Source organism: Bombilactobacillus sp. ESL1187 (assembly GCF_058107155.1).
Genome location: NZ_JBYLTZ010000001.1, coordinates 1,487,554 through 1,506,104, shown reverse-complemented (window position 1 = coordinate 1,506,104; position 18,551 = coordinate 1,487,554). Strand labels below are relative to the sequence as shown.

General features: G+C 37.0%; 18 protein-coding genes. 4 read left to right on the top strand and 14 right to left on the bottom strand.

The genetic code is table 11. The features are described from left to right. The first annotated feature begins 169 nt into the window (after positions 1 to 169). Positions 170 to 421 (top strand): 30S ribosomal protein S20, encoded by a 252-nt coding sequence (gene rpsT, locus AC3B5B_RS07060; protein WP_489757860.1) that lies wholly within the window; start codon positions 170 to 172, stop codon positions 419 to 421. A gap of 22 nt (positions 422 to 443) precedes the next feature. Here rpsT and holA read toward each other — a convergent pair whose 3' ends face one another. From holA to AC3B5B_RS06990, 14 genes are all read right to left on the bottom strand, one after another. Then, on the bottom strand, positions 444 to 1,475 hold the full coding sequence (holA, locus tag AC3B5B_RS07055) for a DNA polymerase III subunit delta (RefSeq protein WP_489769718.1): 1,032 nt from the start codon (positions 1,473 to 1,475) through the stop codon (positions 444 to 446). Next, on the bottom strand, positions 1,462 to 3,666 hold the full coding sequence (locus AC3B5B_RS07050) for a DNA internalization-related competence protein ComEC/Rec2 (RefSeq protein ID WP_489769717.1): 2,205 nt from the start codon (positions 3,664 to 3,666) through the stop codon (positions 1,462 to 1,464). The genes holA and AC3B5B_RS07050 overlap by 14 nt, the downstream gene beginning before the upstream one ends. Continuing rightward, complete coding sequence (locus tag AC3B5B_RS07045; RefSeq protein WP_489769716.1) at positions 3,659 to 4,264, bottom strand: ComEA family DNA-binding protein; 606 nt, start codon at positions 4,262 to 4,264, stop codon at positions 3,659 to 3,661. Before AC3B5B_RS07045 ends, AC3B5B_RS07050 begins: the two co-directional genes overlap by 8 nt. 45 nt (positions 4,265 to 4,309) lie before the next feature. Then, on the bottom strand, positions 4,310 to 5,338 hold the full coding sequence (locus tag AC3B5B_RS07040) for a SepM family pheromone-processing serine protease (protein WP_489769715.1): 1,029 nt from the start codon (positions 5,336 to 5,338) through the stop codon (positions 4,310 to 4,312). Next, positions 5,335 to 5,835, bottom strand: a complete 501-nt coding sequence (gene coaD, locus AC3B5B_RS07035; RefSeq protein WP_489757855.1) for a pantetheine-phosphate adenylyltransferase — start codon at positions 5,833 to 5,835, stop codon at positions 5,335 to 5,337. The genes AC3B5B_RS07040 and coaD overlap by 4 nt, the downstream gene beginning before the upstream one ends. A gap of 16 nt (positions 5,836 to 5,851) precedes the next feature. Beyond that, positions 5,852 to 6,403 carry a 16S rRNA (guanine(966)-N(2))-methyltransferase RsmD gene (gene rsmD / locus AC3B5B_RS07030; protein WP_489769714.1) on the bottom strand — a complete coding sequence of 184 codons (552 nt, stop codon included), beginning with the start codon at positions 6,401 to 6,403 and terminating at the stop codon, positions 5,852 to 5,854. Continuing rightward, positions 6,403 to 6,711 carry a YlbG family protein gene (locus AC3B5B_RS07025; protein ID WP_489757853.1) on the bottom strand — a complete coding sequence of 103 codons (309 nt, stop codon included), beginning with the start codon at positions 6,709 to 6,711 and terminating at the stop codon, positions 6,403 to 6,405. Before AC3B5B_RS07025 ends, rsmD begins: the two co-directional genes overlap by 1 nt. A gap of 7 nt (positions 6,712 to 6,718) precedes the next feature. After that, positions 6,719 to 7,891 (bottom strand): FtsW/RodA/SpoVE family cell cycle protein, encoded by a 1,173-nt coding sequence (locus AC3B5B_RS07020; protein WP_489769713.1) that lies wholly within the window; start codon positions 7,889 to 7,891, stop codon positions 6,719 to 6,721. A 186-nt stretch (positions 7,892 to 8,077) separates the two neighbouring features. Then, the gene (gene typA, locus AC3B5B_RS07015; RefSeq protein ID WP_489757851.1) at positions 8,078 to 9,919 is read right to left on the bottom strand and encodes a translational GTPase TypA; all 1,842 of its coding nucleotides are present in this window, start codon (positions 9,917 to 9,919) and stop codon (positions 8,078 to 8,080) included. A 69-nt stretch (positions 9,920 to 9,988) separates the two neighbouring features. Next, positions 9,989 to 10,750 (bottom strand): inositol monophosphatase family protein, encoded by a 762-nt coding sequence (locus AC3B5B_RS07010; RefSeq protein ID WP_489769712.1) that lies wholly within the window; start codon positions 10,748 to 10,750, stop codon positions 9,989 to 9,991. 117 nt (positions 10,751 to 10,867) lie between these two features. Further along, positions 10,868 to 12,289: a dihydrolipoyl dehydrogenase gene (lpdA, locus tag AC3B5B_RS07005; protein WP_489757849.1), complete on the bottom strand. Its 1,422-nt coding sequence runs from the start codon at positions 12,287 to 12,289 to the stop codon at positions 10,868 to 10,870. A gap of 7 nt (positions 12,290 to 12,296) precedes the next feature. Beyond that, entirely contained in the window at positions 12,297 to 13,568 is a 1,272-nt protein-coding gene (locus AC3B5B_RS07000) for a 2-oxo acid dehydrogenase subunit E2 (RefSeq protein ID WP_489757848.1), read from the bottom strand. 26 nt (positions 13,569 to 13,594) lie between these two features. Then, complete coding sequence (locus AC3B5B_RS06995) at positions 13,595 to 14,572, bottom strand: alpha-ketoacid dehydrogenase subunit beta (protein ID WP_489757847.1); 978 nt, start codon at positions 14,570 to 14,572, stop codon at positions 13,595 to 13,597. Between the two features lies 1 nt (position 14,573). Further along, on the bottom strand, positions 14,574 to 15,674 hold the full coding sequence (locus AC3B5B_RS06990) for a thiamine pyrophosphate-dependent enzyme (protein WP_489757846.1): 1,101 nt from the start codon (positions 15,672 to 15,674) through the stop codon (positions 14,574 to 14,576). A 197-nt stretch (positions 15,675 to 15,871) separates the two neighbouring features. Here AC3B5B_RS06990 and def point away from each other — a divergent pair, with 197 nt between their 5' ends. The 3 genes from def (at position 15,872) to rnjA (ending at position 18,493) form a co-directional block, all read left to right on the top strand. Beyond that, complete coding sequence (def, locus tag AC3B5B_RS06985) at positions 15,872 to 16,438, top strand: peptide deformylase (RefSeq protein WP_489769711.1); 567 nt, start codon at positions 15,872 to 15,874, stop codon at positions 16,436 to 16,438. 141 nt (positions 16,439 to 16,579) lie between these two features. After that, a complete protein-coding gene (locus AC3B5B_RS06980) occupies positions 16,580 to 16,801 on the top strand; it encodes a DNA-directed RNA polymerase subunit epsilon (RefSeq protein ID WP_489757844.1) in 222 nt (73 codons plus the stop codon). A gap of 3 nt (positions 16,802 to 16,804) precedes the next feature. Continuing rightward, positions 16,805 to 18,493: a ribonuclease J1 gene (rnjA, locus tag AC3B5B_RS06975; RefSeq protein WP_489769710.1), complete on the top strand. Its 1,689-nt coding sequence runs from the start codon at positions 16,805 to 16,807 to the stop codon at positions 18,491 to 18,493. Positions 18,494 to 18,551: the final 58 nt, after the last annotated feature.

Here is an 18,551-nt window from a genome sequence, read left to right as displayed (position 1 = left end):
CTAAACTGTGCTTGCGCCGGTGTCACAACAAACAAAGCATAGCTAATACATAGTTGAATATAACTTAAGCTGTCGAAAAAATCAAGAATTTATTTCAGAATGATTGCAAATCGAAGCTGATTTTAGTATACTTTTAGGGTATTGGGATGGTCACGGAGGTGAATTGAACATGCCACAAATTAAATCAGCTATTAAGCGTGTACGGACATCTGCCAAAGCAAATGAACGTAATACTGCTCAACGTAGTGCAATGCGTTCTACTATTAAGAAGTTTGAAACTGCTGCTGCTAATGGCGCTGAAGATACTCAAGAATTATATCGTCAAGCTGCACGTGCCATTGATATGGCTAAGTCCAAGGGCTTAATTAAACAAAACAAAGCTGCACGTGATAAATCACGTTTGGCCGCTAAAATTAAATAATTAACCCTAAAAAAGACGGACCTTAGCCCGTCTTTTTATTTGTAATGAACGCAATCATGAACAATTCAAATAATTGCGTTTTATTGGCCTGACCTGTCTTCATTTGATAGTCCATTTCGATTAAGTCGGAAAGGGCTTTTTTTAATTGTCCTAAATCGTAATTTTTAATTCGCTGTAACGCTAATTTCACTCGATAAGGATGAATCTGTAAAAACTGTGCCAATTTTCCTTGTGACATTCCCTGACCAGCCAAAATCTTCACTTGCAACAATACCCGAATTTGACTTTGAGCTAATGCTGTCAACAAAATTGGATCATTATTTAAGATCAACAATTGTTGGTATAAATTTTCAGCTTGCCGTAAATTATGCTGTAAAATGGCATCTAACAAATCAAAAACATTATCATCCAAAGACTGGGGCACTAATTGTTGCACCATAGCTAAATCAATAATTTTTTGCTTTTGCGCATATAAAAACAATTTCTTTAATTCTGAATTGGCGAGTGAATAGTCCCCTTTGGTTCGTTGAATTAATGCTGTTAAAGCCGCCGGCACAATCGTAAAGCCTTGAGCCGTAATCTGTTTTTGCAGAGTACTTTGTAAAGACTGAGTGGTTAATTTTTGCACATCGATTACTTGTGCTTTTTGCTTCAATACTTTCGTAATTTTTTTACGCTGATCTAATTTTTCATATGGCGCAAAAATCACAAAAATAGTTGTTGATTGTGGATCTTGTACATAGTCTATGAGTGCTGCCACATTTTGCTCAATTCCCGTTTTATTTTTATTACCACTCAAAAAGATTGGATTAGTAACTAGTACCAAACGATGCTCACCTAGAAAGGGTAAAGTATTAGCTTCACCAACAGCTTCTTGCACATCGACTTGCTCTAAATCAAATTCCGCCACATTTAACTCTTGTTCTTCCGGCGTCAAATATTGCACAAAAATTTGTCGTACTTGTTGCATCAGTTCACTTTCAGAACCCACGACTAAATACAAGGGTGCGATTTGTTGTTGCTTTAATGATTGTTGTAATTCATTGACTTTCATTTAATTCTTTCCTTGAAAAAACTCGCCATTTCTCCTGGTGGTCATAATTGTAATTCCAAGTAATCATACCATGTTTTGCTGTACTTAAATTAGGAATGTGCAATTTTTTGAGTGTCCGTAGTGTTTCCGGACTAGGATGACCATAACGATTATGGCGCCCGACAGAGATTAATACTAATTTTGGTTTAATTTGTTGTAAAAAGCGTTGAGAACTGGCTGTTTTACTACCATGATGCCCCGCCTTTAAAAAATCAATTCTAGGAGCATGTTGCTTAAATAATTTTAATTCGTGGGCACGATCTAAATCACCCGTAAAAAGCCATTTCTTGCCCTGTAAACTCACTATTAAACTCAGTGAATCTTCGTTTTTTCCATTAGATAAATGTGGAGGCCAGACCACTTGCATAAAATCTTGATGGGGTAATAAAATTTGATCATGGACATGTAATCTAACAATTGCAATTTTATGCATAAACGGTTGTAATTGCCGTACAACTGCCGGTATTTTTTGCATCCCGTCTGCTAAATAAACATGCTTAACCGGAAAATTTTGTAATAAAACTTTCAAATCACCAATATGATCAGCATCTTGATGTGATAAAAACACCCCATCCAAATGCGTAATAGCTCGATACCGCAAGTATGGAATGGTAATAGATTGAACCCGATTATTAGTCGAATGATAGTGACCAAAATTTAATTTTCCACCAGTATCAATCAAATAGGTGCGTTTTAAAAAAGGCGTCGTAATTAAAATACTATCGCCCTGTCCCACGTCTATCAAACTAACTTCACCGGTCATTGGATAGCGGTTAAACAAAATAATGCAACAATAACCAATCAGCAAGCCTAATAAAACTGTTTTGGTGGGATGTTGAGCGATAACTAAGGTCATAAATAACAGCAGTAATAAAACTACCAGATTAATTTTACCAACCGTCACTTGCGACCAGGAAGCATGGGCTAATACTTGAATTGGCGCATAAATCAAAGTAAACAAAGATTCCAGCGGAGTAATCAACCAATTAGCTTGCCTTAAAAAAACACTAATTAAAGTTAGCGGGATAATCATTTTTTCAAAGATCGGTGTCAAACATAAATTAGCTAAAAACGTTAACCAGCTAAAACTGTAATTATGAAAAATTAAAATTGGTAAACTCAATAAATTCATCAGCAATGATTGTTGCCACACCGTTTTCTGTTGCAAGACAATTAAGCCATAAGCTAATAAATAACTCAATTGTCCTGCCAATGTCCACAGGACTTGTGGCATCAAAAAACTATGAATAATCAAAGTCCCCGCAAAGATATCATTGCGGGATAAATACCAACGATATTTCTCATTTAACATTTTTAAAATTTGGCTGATACAAGCTCGCCAAACACCTATACCACTACCGGTTAATACAACAATCGCTGGTAAGCTGACTAAAATTAGCCAATCAACATACTCTTTACGAAGTTTACAAGCCCCTGCCAATTGGCTGATCCAATTAACCAATAAGTAAATATGCAACCCCGAAATACTAAAGATATGAATAATACCTAAGTTTGTTAATCCTTGCCGCAAATCTTGCTCTTGATTATCAAATTGTCCCAATAACAAACTACTAGCATTTAAACGTAACCAATGTGGTAAATGGTACACTTGTAACAACAAGCGATAACGCCAAATGTGTAACCACTCAATTATTCCCCGGGGAGCTCGTAACTTGATTTGAACATGTTGAGCGGTAGCTTGATAATAAATCTTTTGCGTTCGTTCATATTTTTGAAAATCAAATTCTCCTGGATTAGTGGCGGGCTTGATTTTTTGCCAAACAAAATCTCCCTGTAGGATAATAATTTGGGGGGATTTCACTTGAAAATTACTATTGATTCCAACATTAACTTTCTGTGAACCATTAATTTGTCCTTGACCATACAACCAATTAGTTCGGTTGGTAACTTGATCAGGATAAACTGTAATGACATGAGTTTGTGGTTGAGCAATATGCGGTTGTTGACCGATTATCCACCCCAGCACTCCCATCACCGTTAGCAGCACTAAAACTGAATATTTTTGATGGCGTAAGACAATGCCAATCACACCGATACCTAAAATCAGCCACCAAACATTCTGAGTGATTACAAAAGCAATGGTTAATTGTAAAAAAAGAGCTCCAAATAAATACCAACCTCGTTCAAACACACAATTGATCCTTCAAATTGTCCACGGTCTTTTCACCAAATCCTTTGACATTAGTCAGATCTTCCACTTTAGTAAAACTACCATGATCTTGCCGATACTGAATAATTGCCTGTGCTTTTTTCGGTCCTAAACCATTAACTTGCTGCAATTCTTCAGCCGTTGCAGAATTTAAATTAACACTTGCATTGGCTGTCGTAGTCGCGGTTGTGGCAGCGGCATTCGCATTCGGTGCAGCTGTGGTTTGATCTGGGACAATGACTTGACTTTGATCATGCAATTTTTGAGCTTGATTAATACCCTTGAGATTAGCATTAGCCGTGGGACCCCCGGCATGTTGAATAGCATCATAAATCCGCGCCGATGCCAATAAATGATAAACTCCCGGCTTATTCACTTCACCTTGCACATCAACAACAATCGTCGTTGGAGATTTTTTAGGAGTAGATTTAACCATGGTTGTCTGTTGCACTGTTGGCGGATCATTTTTCGTCGATATTAAGGAACTGGGCCAAAATTTCCACAATACTACCGCCAAAATTATTAGTCCTCCAACTAACCACTGCCAATAAGCTACTAACCAATTTTTTATTTTCTGCATTCTTCATCACCCAATTTTAATTACAAAAAAAACGCCCCTTTTTTTCTAAGGATGCGTTTTTAAATAATGAATGGCCTGTTTTAAATTAGAGATTGGTACAACCTTCATCGAAGAATGCAACTTTTGAGCCGTTTTTTTAGCCAATTGATAATTACTTTGGTAATGTGCATCAAGTTTTAATTTAGCTGGCGTTACTGGATCACGTGGTGCCAAAAAGATCTTAGCACCTTTGCGGTCAGCTGCCACCACCTTTTTATCAATCCCGCCAATCGGACCCACTTGACCTTGTGGCGTAATAGTCCCCGTGCCAGCTACTATTTGCCCTTGGGTCAAATTTTGTTGAGTTAATTGCTCGTAAATTTGCAACGTAAACATCAGTCCTGCCGACGGTCCTCCAACAGAACCAGCGTTAATTGTCACCTGAGGATTAGTTTGAACTTGAACTTTATCAACTAATTGAATCCCTAAACCAGATTTCTTTTCATGTGGCAAACGCATCAGTTTTTGATGTGCTGTTTGGATTCTGCCTCGGTGTTGATAAGTAACTGCTACTTTCTCAGTGGCTTTTTTACGTTGAAGATAATGCATTAATCCCTGAGAACTTTGAAAAGCCCGGCCATTAACTTTAGTAATGACATCACCCACGTGTAAAGAATGCTGAAAATGGGAGTTTTTTAAAACTGACAAAACATAAACACCTTGATAGCGTTGCTTAACCGGCCGATGAATTTCTTTAAAGGCGGCAGCAATGGCATTATTACTGGCATTTTTCATATAATACTTCTGCATTTGCGCATATTCAGTTGTATTATCGTTAGCCATTAAATCTTGTTGACTCAAGACCTCATGATAAGGTAAAACGTGCGCTATTAGCCAAGTGATAGGCGTCGCCTGCATCACTTGTACTGTCGTAAATAATAACGGTGACGACTTGCTATGATGATTAACGGTGATCACCTGATCAGTATGACTAGCTGAGCCGGGAGACTCAATAAAAGCGGGCAAGGGCCAAAAAAATAGTAACATTAATAATCCCACAACTATCAACGTTATTAACCAATGTTTAGCTTTCATTGTTGAGACTGCAACTTCTGCGTTAATGCTTTGGCTACGACCTCGGGAACCAGACCATCCACTTGCCCACCGTAAGCAATCACTTCCTTAACCATACTGGAAGATAAATACATATACTGGGGTTTAGCTACTAAATAAATTGTTTCTAAATCAGCATTTTGCAATTGATTAATTTGTTGCATTGAAATCTCATAATTTAAATCATCCGCTGTGCGCAAGCCGCGCACCAACCAATGTGCTTGTAATTGTTGCGCAACCGTGGCTAATAACTGATCAGCAGCCAATTGTACATGAACATTATCTAACTGTAAGGAAGCAACCGCTTGGTTTAATAACGTTAATTTTTCTGTAAAGGAAAAAGTATATTTTTTACTCGTATTATTTAAAATCACTACATATAACTGATCCAATAAACGGCTCGCACGCGTGATAATATCTAAATGACCATTAGTTACAGGGTCAAAACTACCAGCATAAACACCAATTTTTTTCACCATTTCCGTTATTACCTCTTTAATTTAATTGCCATACTTGAACATAGGTCTGATTATATTGCTTGTCTGCAATGACTGTAAATTGCTGCAAATCAGGTGGTTGTAAAGCATAATCCGTTTCAATCACAATAAGGGCTCCCGATGCCATTAAGCCTAATTGCATCGCTTGTTGAACTAATTTTACAGTAACGTGTTGTGCATAAGGTGGGTCGAGGAGTAGCAGATCTAGTTGGACTTGTTTTTGTTGTAAAGCTGTCAAAGCCTTTTCTGCGGTCATTTTTAGCAATTGAAACTGAGATTCAGCATGTGTTTTCAAAACATTAGCTTGAATGGTTTGTTGAGCTTGCCGGCTAGAATCGACTAAATACATTTGTTCGACCCCTCTGGAAACAGCTTCAATCCCCAAAGATCCCGTGCCGGCAAACAAATCACAACCAGTAGTAACAGCGGATAAATATGGCGCCAAAATATTAAACATGGCTTCTTTAACTTTTGCCCCCGTTGGTCGCGTATTACGCCCTTTAACTGGTAATAAATTTAACCCGTGGAAAGTTCCGGCGATCACTCGCATTACTCGTTACCCCCATTATTATTTATCCGTTTATCTTGTTCTTCCGGAATTAATAAACTAGCCACGTTCCCAATCTTATCATCAAAATCCGTTTCTAAATCTTGCCGGGGTGACAATTCAATTTTGGTAACAAATGATAACTTTTCAATGACCTTAATTTGACTCTGGAGATTAGCTTGATCTAAATACATGATGGCATAATTCATTTTAAAGGACACATATATTACTGTCCCAAAACGGCGCAATCTCTTACTAGGATGACTATTAGACATCCAGACAATAATTTCCTGTCGTGGTGTTAATTTCATTAATTCATCAACCTACTTTCTCTAGCTTAGCGGTTCTTTTAAGATTTAAAGAAACATTTAAACAAATTCCAATACAAATTGACAACACTAATTGGCTAGAACCACCATAACTAATGAACGGTAGCGTCACACCTGTAATGGGCAATAAACCTACAACGCCACCAACATTAAACGAAGTTTGTACAAACAACAAGGTAGCAATGCCATAACATAACAATGTCCAATAAGCATTGGTGGAATGCAATCCTAAATAAACAATACGGGCAATTAAAATAAAGAGTAATCCTAAAACTAAAATCACACCAACCACACCCAGTTCCTCACTAATAATTGCAAGAATAAAATCGGTATATGGTTCAGGTAGATAACCCAACTTTTGAATACTATTACCCAGGCCGCGACCAAACAGGCCACCATTATTAATCGCATAATAAGAATTAACCAATTGAATCCCGCCTGTTTTTTCTAACTCAAATGGATGGAAAAAAGCCATTAACCGTTTCAACTTATAAGACGAGTTAGCGCCAACGACTAATTGATGCTTAAACCAAAAATAAGCAATCACAAATAACGCCACTAATATCAAGATTACGGACACAACATATTTCATATCAACGCCTGAACTAAATGTCAGTAAAAAAACAATGGATGCTAAAATAGCCGCGCCCCCAAGATCTGGTTGTAAGAGCGTCAGTAAAATAATCAAGCCCGATAACAAAATGGGAGGAAATAATTCTTGCAACATTGGAACTAAATTTTGTTGGCGAATTCTTAAAGTGCGAGCACTCAAAACTTTAGCCAAGTACAAAATCAAAGCTAATTTAGCCAATTCCAACGGTTGCAAATTAATCGGTCCGATTTTAATCCAAGCTGACGCACCATTAATCATCGAAGTTGGTCGAAAATGTTTTCGTAGTAATAAATAAATTAACAGTACTGTGACACCAATTAAAAAAATTTGTACAAAAAACCGACTTTTTAACAAATCAATTTTAAATAAATAAAATAATAAACATAAACAGAATCCGATTATTACATAAATTAATTGCCGCTTTAAATAAACTAAGTTGGTCATTCCTTGCAAAACCGCTGCATTAGAACTAGCTGAATAGACCATGATTACCCCTAAAGCCGAAAGAACAATAAAAGGAATTACAATCCAATAATCCAAATTTTTCAATTTAACCTTCAATAATCTACTGTCACTCTTTTCTTAGTTTTTTTTATTATATCATTTTTAAAACGATTTATTCTGATATATAAAAAGCAATCTTTCAATCAAATTGGATCGAAAGATTGCCTGAATTACAAATAAAAAATAATCAATTAATTACTTGTTGATGTTCAGCTCATAGCAGTTAAAGTTTTAGTCTTTAACAACTTTCCGCTTTTTATCAGCTTTTTTACGTTCATTAGTATTTAAAATCTTTTTCCGCAAGCGAATACTTTGTGGAGTAACTTCACAATATTCATCTTCATTCAAAAATTCGATGGACTGTTCCAAAGACATCTTCTTTGGTGTTTTAATAGCAGCAGCATGATCCTTACCAGATGCCCGCGTATTCGTCAAATTTTTACCCTTAGTAACATTAACCGCAATATCTTGATCCCGACTACTTTGACCAACAATCATTCCTTCGTAGACATCAACACCAGCACCAATAAATAACTGGCCCCGATCTTCCACAGATTGTAAACTATAAGTCGTTGATGGACCTTGATTAATGGAAACTAAAGCGCCACTGCGCCGGCCTGGTTCCCAGTTTTTAATAACTGGAAGATATGAATCAAAAGCGTGGTTCATAATACCGTAGCCACCCGTTTGAGATAAAAATTCAGAAGAGTAACCAATTAAACCACGTGAAGGTGTTAAGAAAGTTAACCGTGTTTGACCATTACCGGTACTTTCCATATTTTTCATTTCACCTTTACGTTGAGCCATTGAATCAATAATTGTTCCAACATATTCATCTGGAGTATCAATTTGCACTAATTCAAACGGTTCACAAACTTTGCCATCAACTTCTTCATAAATAACTTCCGGTCGAGATAACTGCAGTTCAAAGCCTTCACGCCGCATTTCTTCAACTAAAATGGACAAATGTAGTTCTCCACGGCCCGAAACAATCCAAGCACCTGCAGTACCAGCATCTTCAACCTTTAAAGAAACGTCGGTTTGCAATTGTTGTTCCAAACGGTCTTGAATTTTCCGAGCAGTTACCAAATCACCTTCACGGCCAGCAAATGGTGAATCATTCGCCAAGAAGGTCATTCTCAAGGTTGGTGGATCAATCCGTAAAATTGGTAAAGCATCAGGATGATCTACTGGCGTAACCGTTTCACCAACAAAGATATCTTCCATACCCGATAGGCCAATTAAATCACCGGCTTGCGCTTCTTGGATTTCAACGCGTTTTAACCCAAAGAAACCAAAAATTTTCGTTACCCGAAAGTTTTGTTTTGAACCATCAAGCTTCAAAACAGAAACTTGATCACCAATTTTAATCTTACCACGAAAGACACGACCAATGCCGACACGACCAACATAATCATTATAGTCTAACATTGCAACTTGAAATTGTAAGGGTTCATCACTGTTATCAACAGGAGCGGGAATTGTCTTTAAAATAGTATCAAAAACTGGCTTCATTGTATGCTCTTGTGCTTCAGGATCAGAGTCATAACTAGAAGTTCCATTAACAGCTGAAGCATAGACTACTGGAAATTCCAATTGATCTTCATCAGCACCCAAATCAATAAACAATGATAAAACTTCGTCCACTACTTCTTCCGGACGGGCACCAGGACGGTCAATCTTATTGATCACAACAATGGGTGTTAAATGTTGATCTAAAGCTTTTTTCAACACAAAGCGAGTTTGTGGCATGGTACCTTCATAAGCATCAACAACCAACAAAACACCATCAACCATTTTCATAATCCGTTCGACTTCGCCACCAAAATCGGCGTGTCCCGGAGTATCCAAAATATTAATTTGCGTTCCTTGATATTTAACAGCAGTATTCTTAGATAAAATTGTAATTCCACGTTCTTTTTCAATGGCATTGGAATCCATTGCTCGATCGCCTAATTCCATATGTTCAGGCAATGTATCTGATTGTTTTAAAAGTTCATTAACTAATGTTGTTTTTCCATGATCGACGTGAGCAATAATAGCAATATTGCGAATATCTTCTCTTGTTTTCAAAACTTAGCTTCCTTCCATTGGATCTCAGTGTATAAAAAAGCTGTGATACATACGATCACAGCTCATCAACTAAGATAATAGTTTCTTAGCTTCTTTTGTTGCGCGTTCTGTTCCGATAATTACAGTTTGTGATTGTAACATATTTATTGGGGTGTCGTCAATGGTTTGCACTTGGAGCCCAAGCGAGCAACCAATGGCCCACCCAGCCGCTAAGTCCCAAGGTTGCAGTTGTGAGATATACAGAATTTCTTGTTGATTAATCAAATGTAAAAAACTAATGCCAGCACTGCCATAAATACGTAAACCACAACTTGTTTGTCTTATTTTTTGATAATTAGTCTGATCTAAAAAGCGATTACTAATCATAACTAAGCCTTCTTTTAGATGGCTATTAGCTAATGTTGTTAGGGTTTGACCATTCATAAAACTCCCAATTTTAGGACCACCGTAATATAATTTGTCTGCCATCACATTCGCTATAGCTCCAAATACTGGGTTACCGTTAAAATAAACGCCAATCATTGACACAAATTGATCATGTAACTTAACGAAATTCATCGTTCCATCAATTGGATCTACATAAAAAATCAGTCCACGCACATCATGAATTTGATCTCCAAATCCTTCTTCACTCACAAAACGTGCTTGTGGAAATTGCTGTTTCAAGTTTTGAATGATCAACTGTTCAATATTAATATCTCTTTCAGTTACTAGATCTGTTCGGCCCGATTTTTCTTGTACTTGCTTAAAAGTACGATTACTTCTCAATTGTTTTTGAACCTGTGTCAATATATATAAAACTTGCTTTTGTATCCTCAATAAGTCAATCATATATAGAAAATCCTTTGTCATATGTCATAAAATAATAACCATTTCAACCCAATTTTATGGCAAAACAACAAAAAAATCGACGCATAACGCCGATTTTTTCAGAATTAATCAATAAAATTAAATATTGGTTGGGTAACCCATTAACACATCTGCTGCTTCTTGAATTGGTTCACCTAAAGTTGGATGTGGATGAATAGTTAGAGCAACATCTTCCTCATTCAATTGACAATTTACCAAAACACTTAATTCGGAAACTAAAGTACTTGCACTTGGTCCAACTACTTGTCCACCAAGAATCGTACCGGTCTTCTTATCAGCAACTAATTTAACAAAGCCATCAGCACTATCTAATGATACAGCGCGCGCATTACCAGCAAATGGGAACTTAGCAGTCTTAACTTCTTTGCCTTGTTCTTTAGCGTCAGCTTCAGTTAAACCAACACTAGCCATTTCAGGATCAGTAAAGCAAACTGCTGGAACACTTAAGAAATCATTGGCTGTCTTTTCACCAGAGATAGCACCTGCAGCCGTCTTACCTTCAAAGAAGGCTTTGTGTGCTAACGCAGGACCAGCTACAATATCACCAATAGCATAAATATTTGGTACATTAGTACGACCCTGTTCATCAACTTTGACCAAACCACGATCAGTTAATTCAACACTTGTCATTTCCAAACCAAAATTATCAGTATTTGGTTTACGTCCAACAGAAACCATTACATAATCAGCTTTAATTGTTGAAGCTTTACCGTCAACTTCATAAGTGACAGCAACATCATTTTTAGAAGATTTAGCCTCTTTAGCCATGGCACTTGTAACGATATCAATACCCTTAGCTTTCAAATTCTTTTCAACAATTTTAACCATGTCGCGTTCAAAATTAGGAATAATCTTATCCGTACCTTCAAGAATAGTAACGTGTGACCCTAAATCAGCAAAGGCACCAGCTAATTCAGTTCCAATATAGCCACCGCCAACAATGACTAATTCCTTTGGAACTTCTTTAACATTTAATAAACCAGTTGAATCAAGCACACGATCGCCAAACTTAAAGCCTTTAATTTCAATTGGACGACTACCAGTGGCAATAATCAAATTCTTAAATTGAATAGTTTGACCGCCACCATTATCCATAAATTGTTTAGGTCCAGTAGACATAACCCGTAATTGATGATCATTGTCTAAGAAAGCTTCGCCTTCGACCATTTCAACTTTATGCTTTTTCAACAACATTTTAACGCCATTAGTCATACGTTTAACAACTTTATCATCTTTCCAAGCTTGAGTCTTGGAAAAATCAAGTTTTACATTACTAGTGGCAATCCCATAAGTTGAGCCATCTTGAGCTTCATGTAAACGATGACCTGCTTGAATCAAAGATTTAGAAGGAACACAACCAACATTTAAACAAACGCCACCATAATATTCTTTTTCAATAATAGTAACTTTTTGTCCTAATTCAGCTGCTCGAATAGCTGCAACATAGCCGCCAGGTCCAGCACCGATAATGACAGTATCTTTTTGTTCTACATCAGACATACTTTGATTAACCCTCCATCAATAACATTTCTGGATCGTGTAACAAACTCTTCATCATGTTCAAAGCTTGTTGTGCCAAAGCACCATCAATCAAACGATGATCATAACTCAAGGAGAGTTTCAACATATTACCAACTTTAATAGAACCATCTTCAGCAACGTAAGGCTCTTTAGCAATCTTACCCATACCTAAAATAGCAACTTCAGGTTGGTTAATAACTGGTGTAAACCAACCACCACCAATAGAACCTACATTACTAATAGTAATTGAACCACCACTCATGGCTTTAGCACTTAACTTATTATCATAAGCTGCTTGGGTATTTTCAGTAATTTCTTTAGCAATTTCGAACATACCCTTAGAATCAGCATTCTTAATGTTTGGTACATATAAACCATGATCTGTATTAGTAGCGATTCCAATGTTGTAATAATGCTTATAGACAATTTCATTAGTTGAACTGTCAATGGAAGCATTAAATTCAGGGAATTCCTTCAAAACAGCAACTACTGCTTTAACTAAATAAGGCAAGAATGTTAACTTAATACCTTTATCAGCAGCAATTTGTTTATATTTCTTACGATTAGCCATTAAAGCTGAAACTTCAACATCGTCAAAGCTTGTAACATGTGGCGTAATCTTTTTACTTTCAGACATTGCTTTAGCAATTGTCTTCCGTGTCATACTCATCTTTTCACGAGTTTCAAGTTCAGGTTCATCAGATTGATATGGCTTAATTGGTGTAGCTTCAACTTCGGCAGTTGCAGCTGCTGGAGCAGGTTGAGCAGAACCGTTAAAGTTATCTACATCAGCTTTTGTAATTTGACCATGTTTTCCTGAAGGAGTAACTTGTGCCAAATCAACACCCTTATCACGAGCATATTGCCGAACAGATGGCATTGCTAAATAATCTTGATTTGCTTGTCCTGTTGGTGCAGCTGCTGGAGCTGGTTGCGCTGCACTTTTATCATCAGCAGCAGGTTTCTCAGCAGCATCAGCTGTATCATCTTTAGAAACATCATCATCAGGTGTGTCAGGTGAACCGTCATCAATAATAACTAACGGATCACCAATTTCAACTGTGTCACCTTCTTGGGCAACAATTTGTTTAACTTTACCTGCAACAGGTGAAGGTAATTCAGAAACTGATTTATCATTTTGGATTTCGACTAAAGAATCGTCTTCTTTAACGTCGTCGCCTTCTTTAACTAACCAGTTAGCGACTTCACCTTCAGCCATTCCCTCGCCTAATTCCGGAAGTGTAAATTTAAATGCCATGAATTAATCCTACCTTTCAATTCCGATTAGTAATTTAGAATTTCTTTTGCTTTAGCAACAATTGCATCTTTACGAGGAATCCAGACTTCTTCACCCAAAGCAAATGGGTAAACTGAATTAGGTGCAGCAACCCGACCAATTGGTGCATCCAAAGACATAATAGCATCTTCAGCAATCGCAGAGGCAACTTGTGCACCAACACCAGCCATTTTTTGAGCTTCCTGGATTACAACTACATGATGAGTCTTTTCAACTGATTTGAAAATGGTTGCTGTATCAATTGGAGAAACAGTCCGTAAGTCAATAACTTCTGCAGAAACGTTATCCTTAGCTAATTCTTCAGCAGCTTTTTGAGCTTCTTGAACTTGAGCACCATAAGCAACTAATGTAATGTCATTACCTTCTTGAACAACATTAGCTTGATCTAGCGGTACAGAGTACTTTTCATCAGGAATATCATCTTTCATTGAACGATATAATTTCAAGTTTTCCAAATAAAGTACGGGGTCATTATTTTCAATAGAAGAAATTAATAAGCCTTTAGCATCATATGGATTACTTGGCATTACAACTCTCAATCCAGGTACGCCGACAAAGAAGTTTTCAAAGTTATCTGAATGCATTTCAGCTGTATGTGTACCACCACCATATGGTGAACGAATAGTAATTGGGCTTGTCTTCTTACCATTAAAGTGATAACGCATCCGGGCCATTTGACCAGCAATAGAGTCAACACCTTCTAAGGTAAAGCCAGAAAATTGGATTTCTGGTAATGGCCGCCAGCCAGTTAAACCTAAACCAATTGACAGACCCAAAATACCAGATTCAGCTAATGGGGTATCAAATACTCGGTCCTCACCATATTTTTCTTGAAGACCTTGAGTAGTTCTAAATACACCACCATTTTTACCAACATCTTCGCCGAAAATCAAAGTCTTAGGATCATCTTTTAATTCAATATCTAAGGCATCTGTAATAGCTTGAATATATGATTTTTTAGTCATGTTATTTGGACTCCTTTTCTTCAAATTCAGCAATTTCAGCTTGCATTTCTGGAGTAGGAACTTCGAAAGTCCGCTTCAACATATCAGAAACTTTGTCTGGTTCGACTGCATCAGCTTCTTTTAATGCATCTTTAAATGAATCTTTATATTGTTTAGTTAATTCTTCTTCATGTTCATCAGTCCATAATCCCTTATCAGTCAAAATCTTGCGCATTCTGATTAATGGATCGCGGTCTAACCATGGCTGTTGTGCTTCTTTAGAACGATAACGACTTGGATCATCACCAGCAGAAGAGTGAGCACCATAACGGTCTGTCAAAGTTTCAATCATAACAGGACCATTACCAGCTAAAATATACTCACGAGCAGCTTTAGCAACACTATAGCAAGCCAAGATATCCATTCCGTCAACTTGAACAGCAGGAATACCAGCAGCAGCAGCCTTTAAGGTTAAAGCCTTGGCAGCAGTTTGTTTTTCTCTTGGAACAGAAATAGCATAGTTGTTGTTTTGAACGATAAACAAAGCAGGAGCTTGGAACGCACCAGCAAAGTTCATACCTTCATAGGAGTCACCCTGAGAAGTACCACCATCACCAGTATAACTAAAGGCAATTGCATCTTCGCCATTTTTCTTTAAACCTAAAGCTACACCAGCTGTTTCTAGATAAGCCGCACCAATGATGATTTGTGGCATCAAAGCACGAGCTTCAAATTCGTTACCCTTAACATGACCACGTGACCATAAGAATCCTTCGGTTACTGTAGCACCATGTTGAATTAATTGAGGAATATCACGGTAAGCAGGCAGAAGGAAATCTTGCTTCTTCATTGCCATAACTGTTCCCATTTCAGTGGCTTCTTCACCAGCTGTCGGAGCATAAAAACCCATCCGACCTTGGCGAGAGAAATTCATCGTCTGTTCATGTAGTGCACGTTCCCAGACCATTTTTTCCATAAATTCCACTAATTGTTCATCACTAAAACTGTCAAATACAGTCTTATTAACAACCTTTGCCTTTTCATCGACAACTTGAATTGGATCAGGAAATTCTGAAAGATCTTGCTTAATTTTGGAAAAATCAACAATAGACTTATTTGCCATATTTTACCATTCCTTTCGCAACCTTCAATTTTATTTGTAAGGGTTTCCAGAAAGTATTTTAACATTTTTTAGAATTAAATCCAAGGGATAATTCCAACTAATTTTGGTAAATTTTTTTTAGTATTGGCACTCTATAAATTGAGTATGCTATTATTATTCATAATAATATTATGCTAACAAAAGAGGTTTAATTTTTTATGTATATGATGAAAGATATTACCCGTGATGGTAATCCTGTTTTAAGACAATTAGCCCAACCTGTCCAATTTCCTTTAAGTCAAAAAGATCAACAACTCGCACATGATATGATGGAATACTTAATCAACAGTCAAAATCCTGAATTTGCACAAAAGCATCATTTACGTGCTGGTGTGGGTCTAGCTGCTCCACAAGTAGGTGTTTCAGAGCAAATGGCTGCCGTTTTAGTTCCTAATGAAGATAATGACTCAGACAAAGATTATGCACTAAAGATCACTTTAATTAATCCAGTGATTATTTCCAATTCTGTCCAAAAAACCCAATTAGCTGAAGGCGAAGGCTGCCTATCAGTTGACAAAGATATTCCGGGCTACGTGCCACGAAGTGCACGGATTACCATTCGTTACCAAGACTTTGATGGTCAAACCCAAACTATGCGTGTTAAAAATTATCCAGCAATTGTTTGCCAGCACGAGATTGATCATTTAAATGGACATTTATTTTACGACCATATTAATATGTCCGCCCCATTTGCTGCTGAAGAAAATACGATTATCATTTCTTAATTAGTCTTTTCAATGCTCTGATTTTGAAGGTAGTTGTTTATATACAAGCAACTCTAGATGTGATACCATTTATTTAACTGTTGATTTAATCAACCACTGACAACGTTTAATTATTTAATTAAGAATTAAAGGAGAATTCCATTGATCTACAAAGTTTTATATCAAGCTAATAATGTTCAAAATCCGCGTCGAGAAACTACCGAGACTCTTTACACAGAGGCTGAATCTGCCATTGATGTTCGCTCTGCAATTGAAGAACAAACTGATTACAATATCGAGTCAATTGAAGAATTAACTGGTAATTATTTGGAGTACGAACAAAAAAGTCCTAATTTTCAATTGACTAAACTCTCGGAGCTTTAGTATATGAATTTGAATATTAAGCAAAATGAAGTTGCAGTTTTTGCCATTGGTGGTCTCGGCGAAATTGGCAAAAATATGTACGTTATTCAGTATCAAGATGAGATTGTTGTCGTAGATGCTGGTATTAAATTTCCTGAAGATGAACTTTTAGGAATTGATTATGTTATCTCTGATTATCAATATTTAATTGACAATCGTGCAAAAATCAAGGGTTTATTTATTACTCATGGTCATGAAGATCATATTGGTGGTATTCCTTACTTTTTACAAAAAGTTCCAAATGTTCCTATTTATGCGGGTCCGCTCGCTACGGCTTTAATTAAAGGGAAGCTAGAAGAACATGGCTTACTAAATTCTACTGAAATGCATGTTCTTCAAGAAGATGATGTTGTTTCCTTTGATCAATTGAGTGTCGAATTTTTTAGAACCACGCACTCAATTCCAGACACGTTAGGTATTGCTGTTCATACACCGCAAGGAACTATTGTCCAAACGGGAGATTACAAATTTGATTTGACACCCGTAGGTAACCAACCAGCTCCTAATTTACAAAAAATGGCTACGTTAGGATCTGAAGGTGTTTTACTACTACTATCTGATAGTACTAATGCGGAAATTCCTACTTTTTCTAAATCTGAACGCTTTGTAGGTAATACGATTCACCAAATTGTTGAACGCATTGATGGTCGAATTATTTTCGCCACTTTTGCTTCCAACCTGTATCGAGTTTCTCAAGCAGTCGATGCTGCCATGCAAAATGGACGGAAAGTCGCAGTTTTTGGACGTAGTATGGAACAAGCCATTGTTAATGGACGAGAGTTAGGCTATTTAGATATCCCGGATAGTGAATTATTAGACTCCGCAGAAATTAGTAAATTACCAGCTAATAAAGTCATGTTATTATGCACAGGCTCTCAAGGTGAACCCATGGCTGCTTTGAGTCGAATTGCAAATGGCACTCATCGCCAAATTTCGATTCAGCCCAATGACACAGTGATCTTTTCGTCCAATCCCATTCCGGGTAATACAATTAGTGTAAACCATCTAATCAACGAATTAGAAGAAGCTGGCGCCAATGTTATTCATGGCAAAGTTAATAACATTCACGCTTCTGGTCACGGTGGTCAAGAAGAACAAAAATTAATGTTGCGCTTAATCAAGCCGAAATATTTTATGCCCATTCATGGTGAATACCGCATGCTCAAGATTCACACTGAATTAGCACAATTATGTGACGTCCCCAAAGAAAATACTTTTATTTTTGAAAATGGTGATGTCTTGGCGTTAACCAAAGACTCAGCACGTAAAGCTGATCATGTTCCTGCTGGCGACGTTTATATTGATGGAAATGGAATTGGTAATATTAGTAATAAAATTATCCAAGACCGACAAATATTGTCCGAGGAAGGCTTGGTAATTGTGGTAGCTACTATTGATTATCAAAAAGGGCTCGTTTTATCAGGACCCGACATTCTCTCGCGCGGATTTGTTTATATGCGCGAATCTGGTACTTTAATCAATCAAGCACAAAAGCATGTTTTCCACACAATTAAAACTCACTTAGATAACAAGCAAAATCTTTCCGAAGCAACTTTAAAGCAGGATATTATTGATAATTTACAAGAATTTTTGTATCGTCGAACCGAAAGACATCCAGTCATTTTACCGATGATTGTTTCCGTCGAAGTTTAAAAAAATTCAAAAATCATAAAAAAAGCTGAGAAGTTTTTTCTTCTCAGCTTTTTGTCTG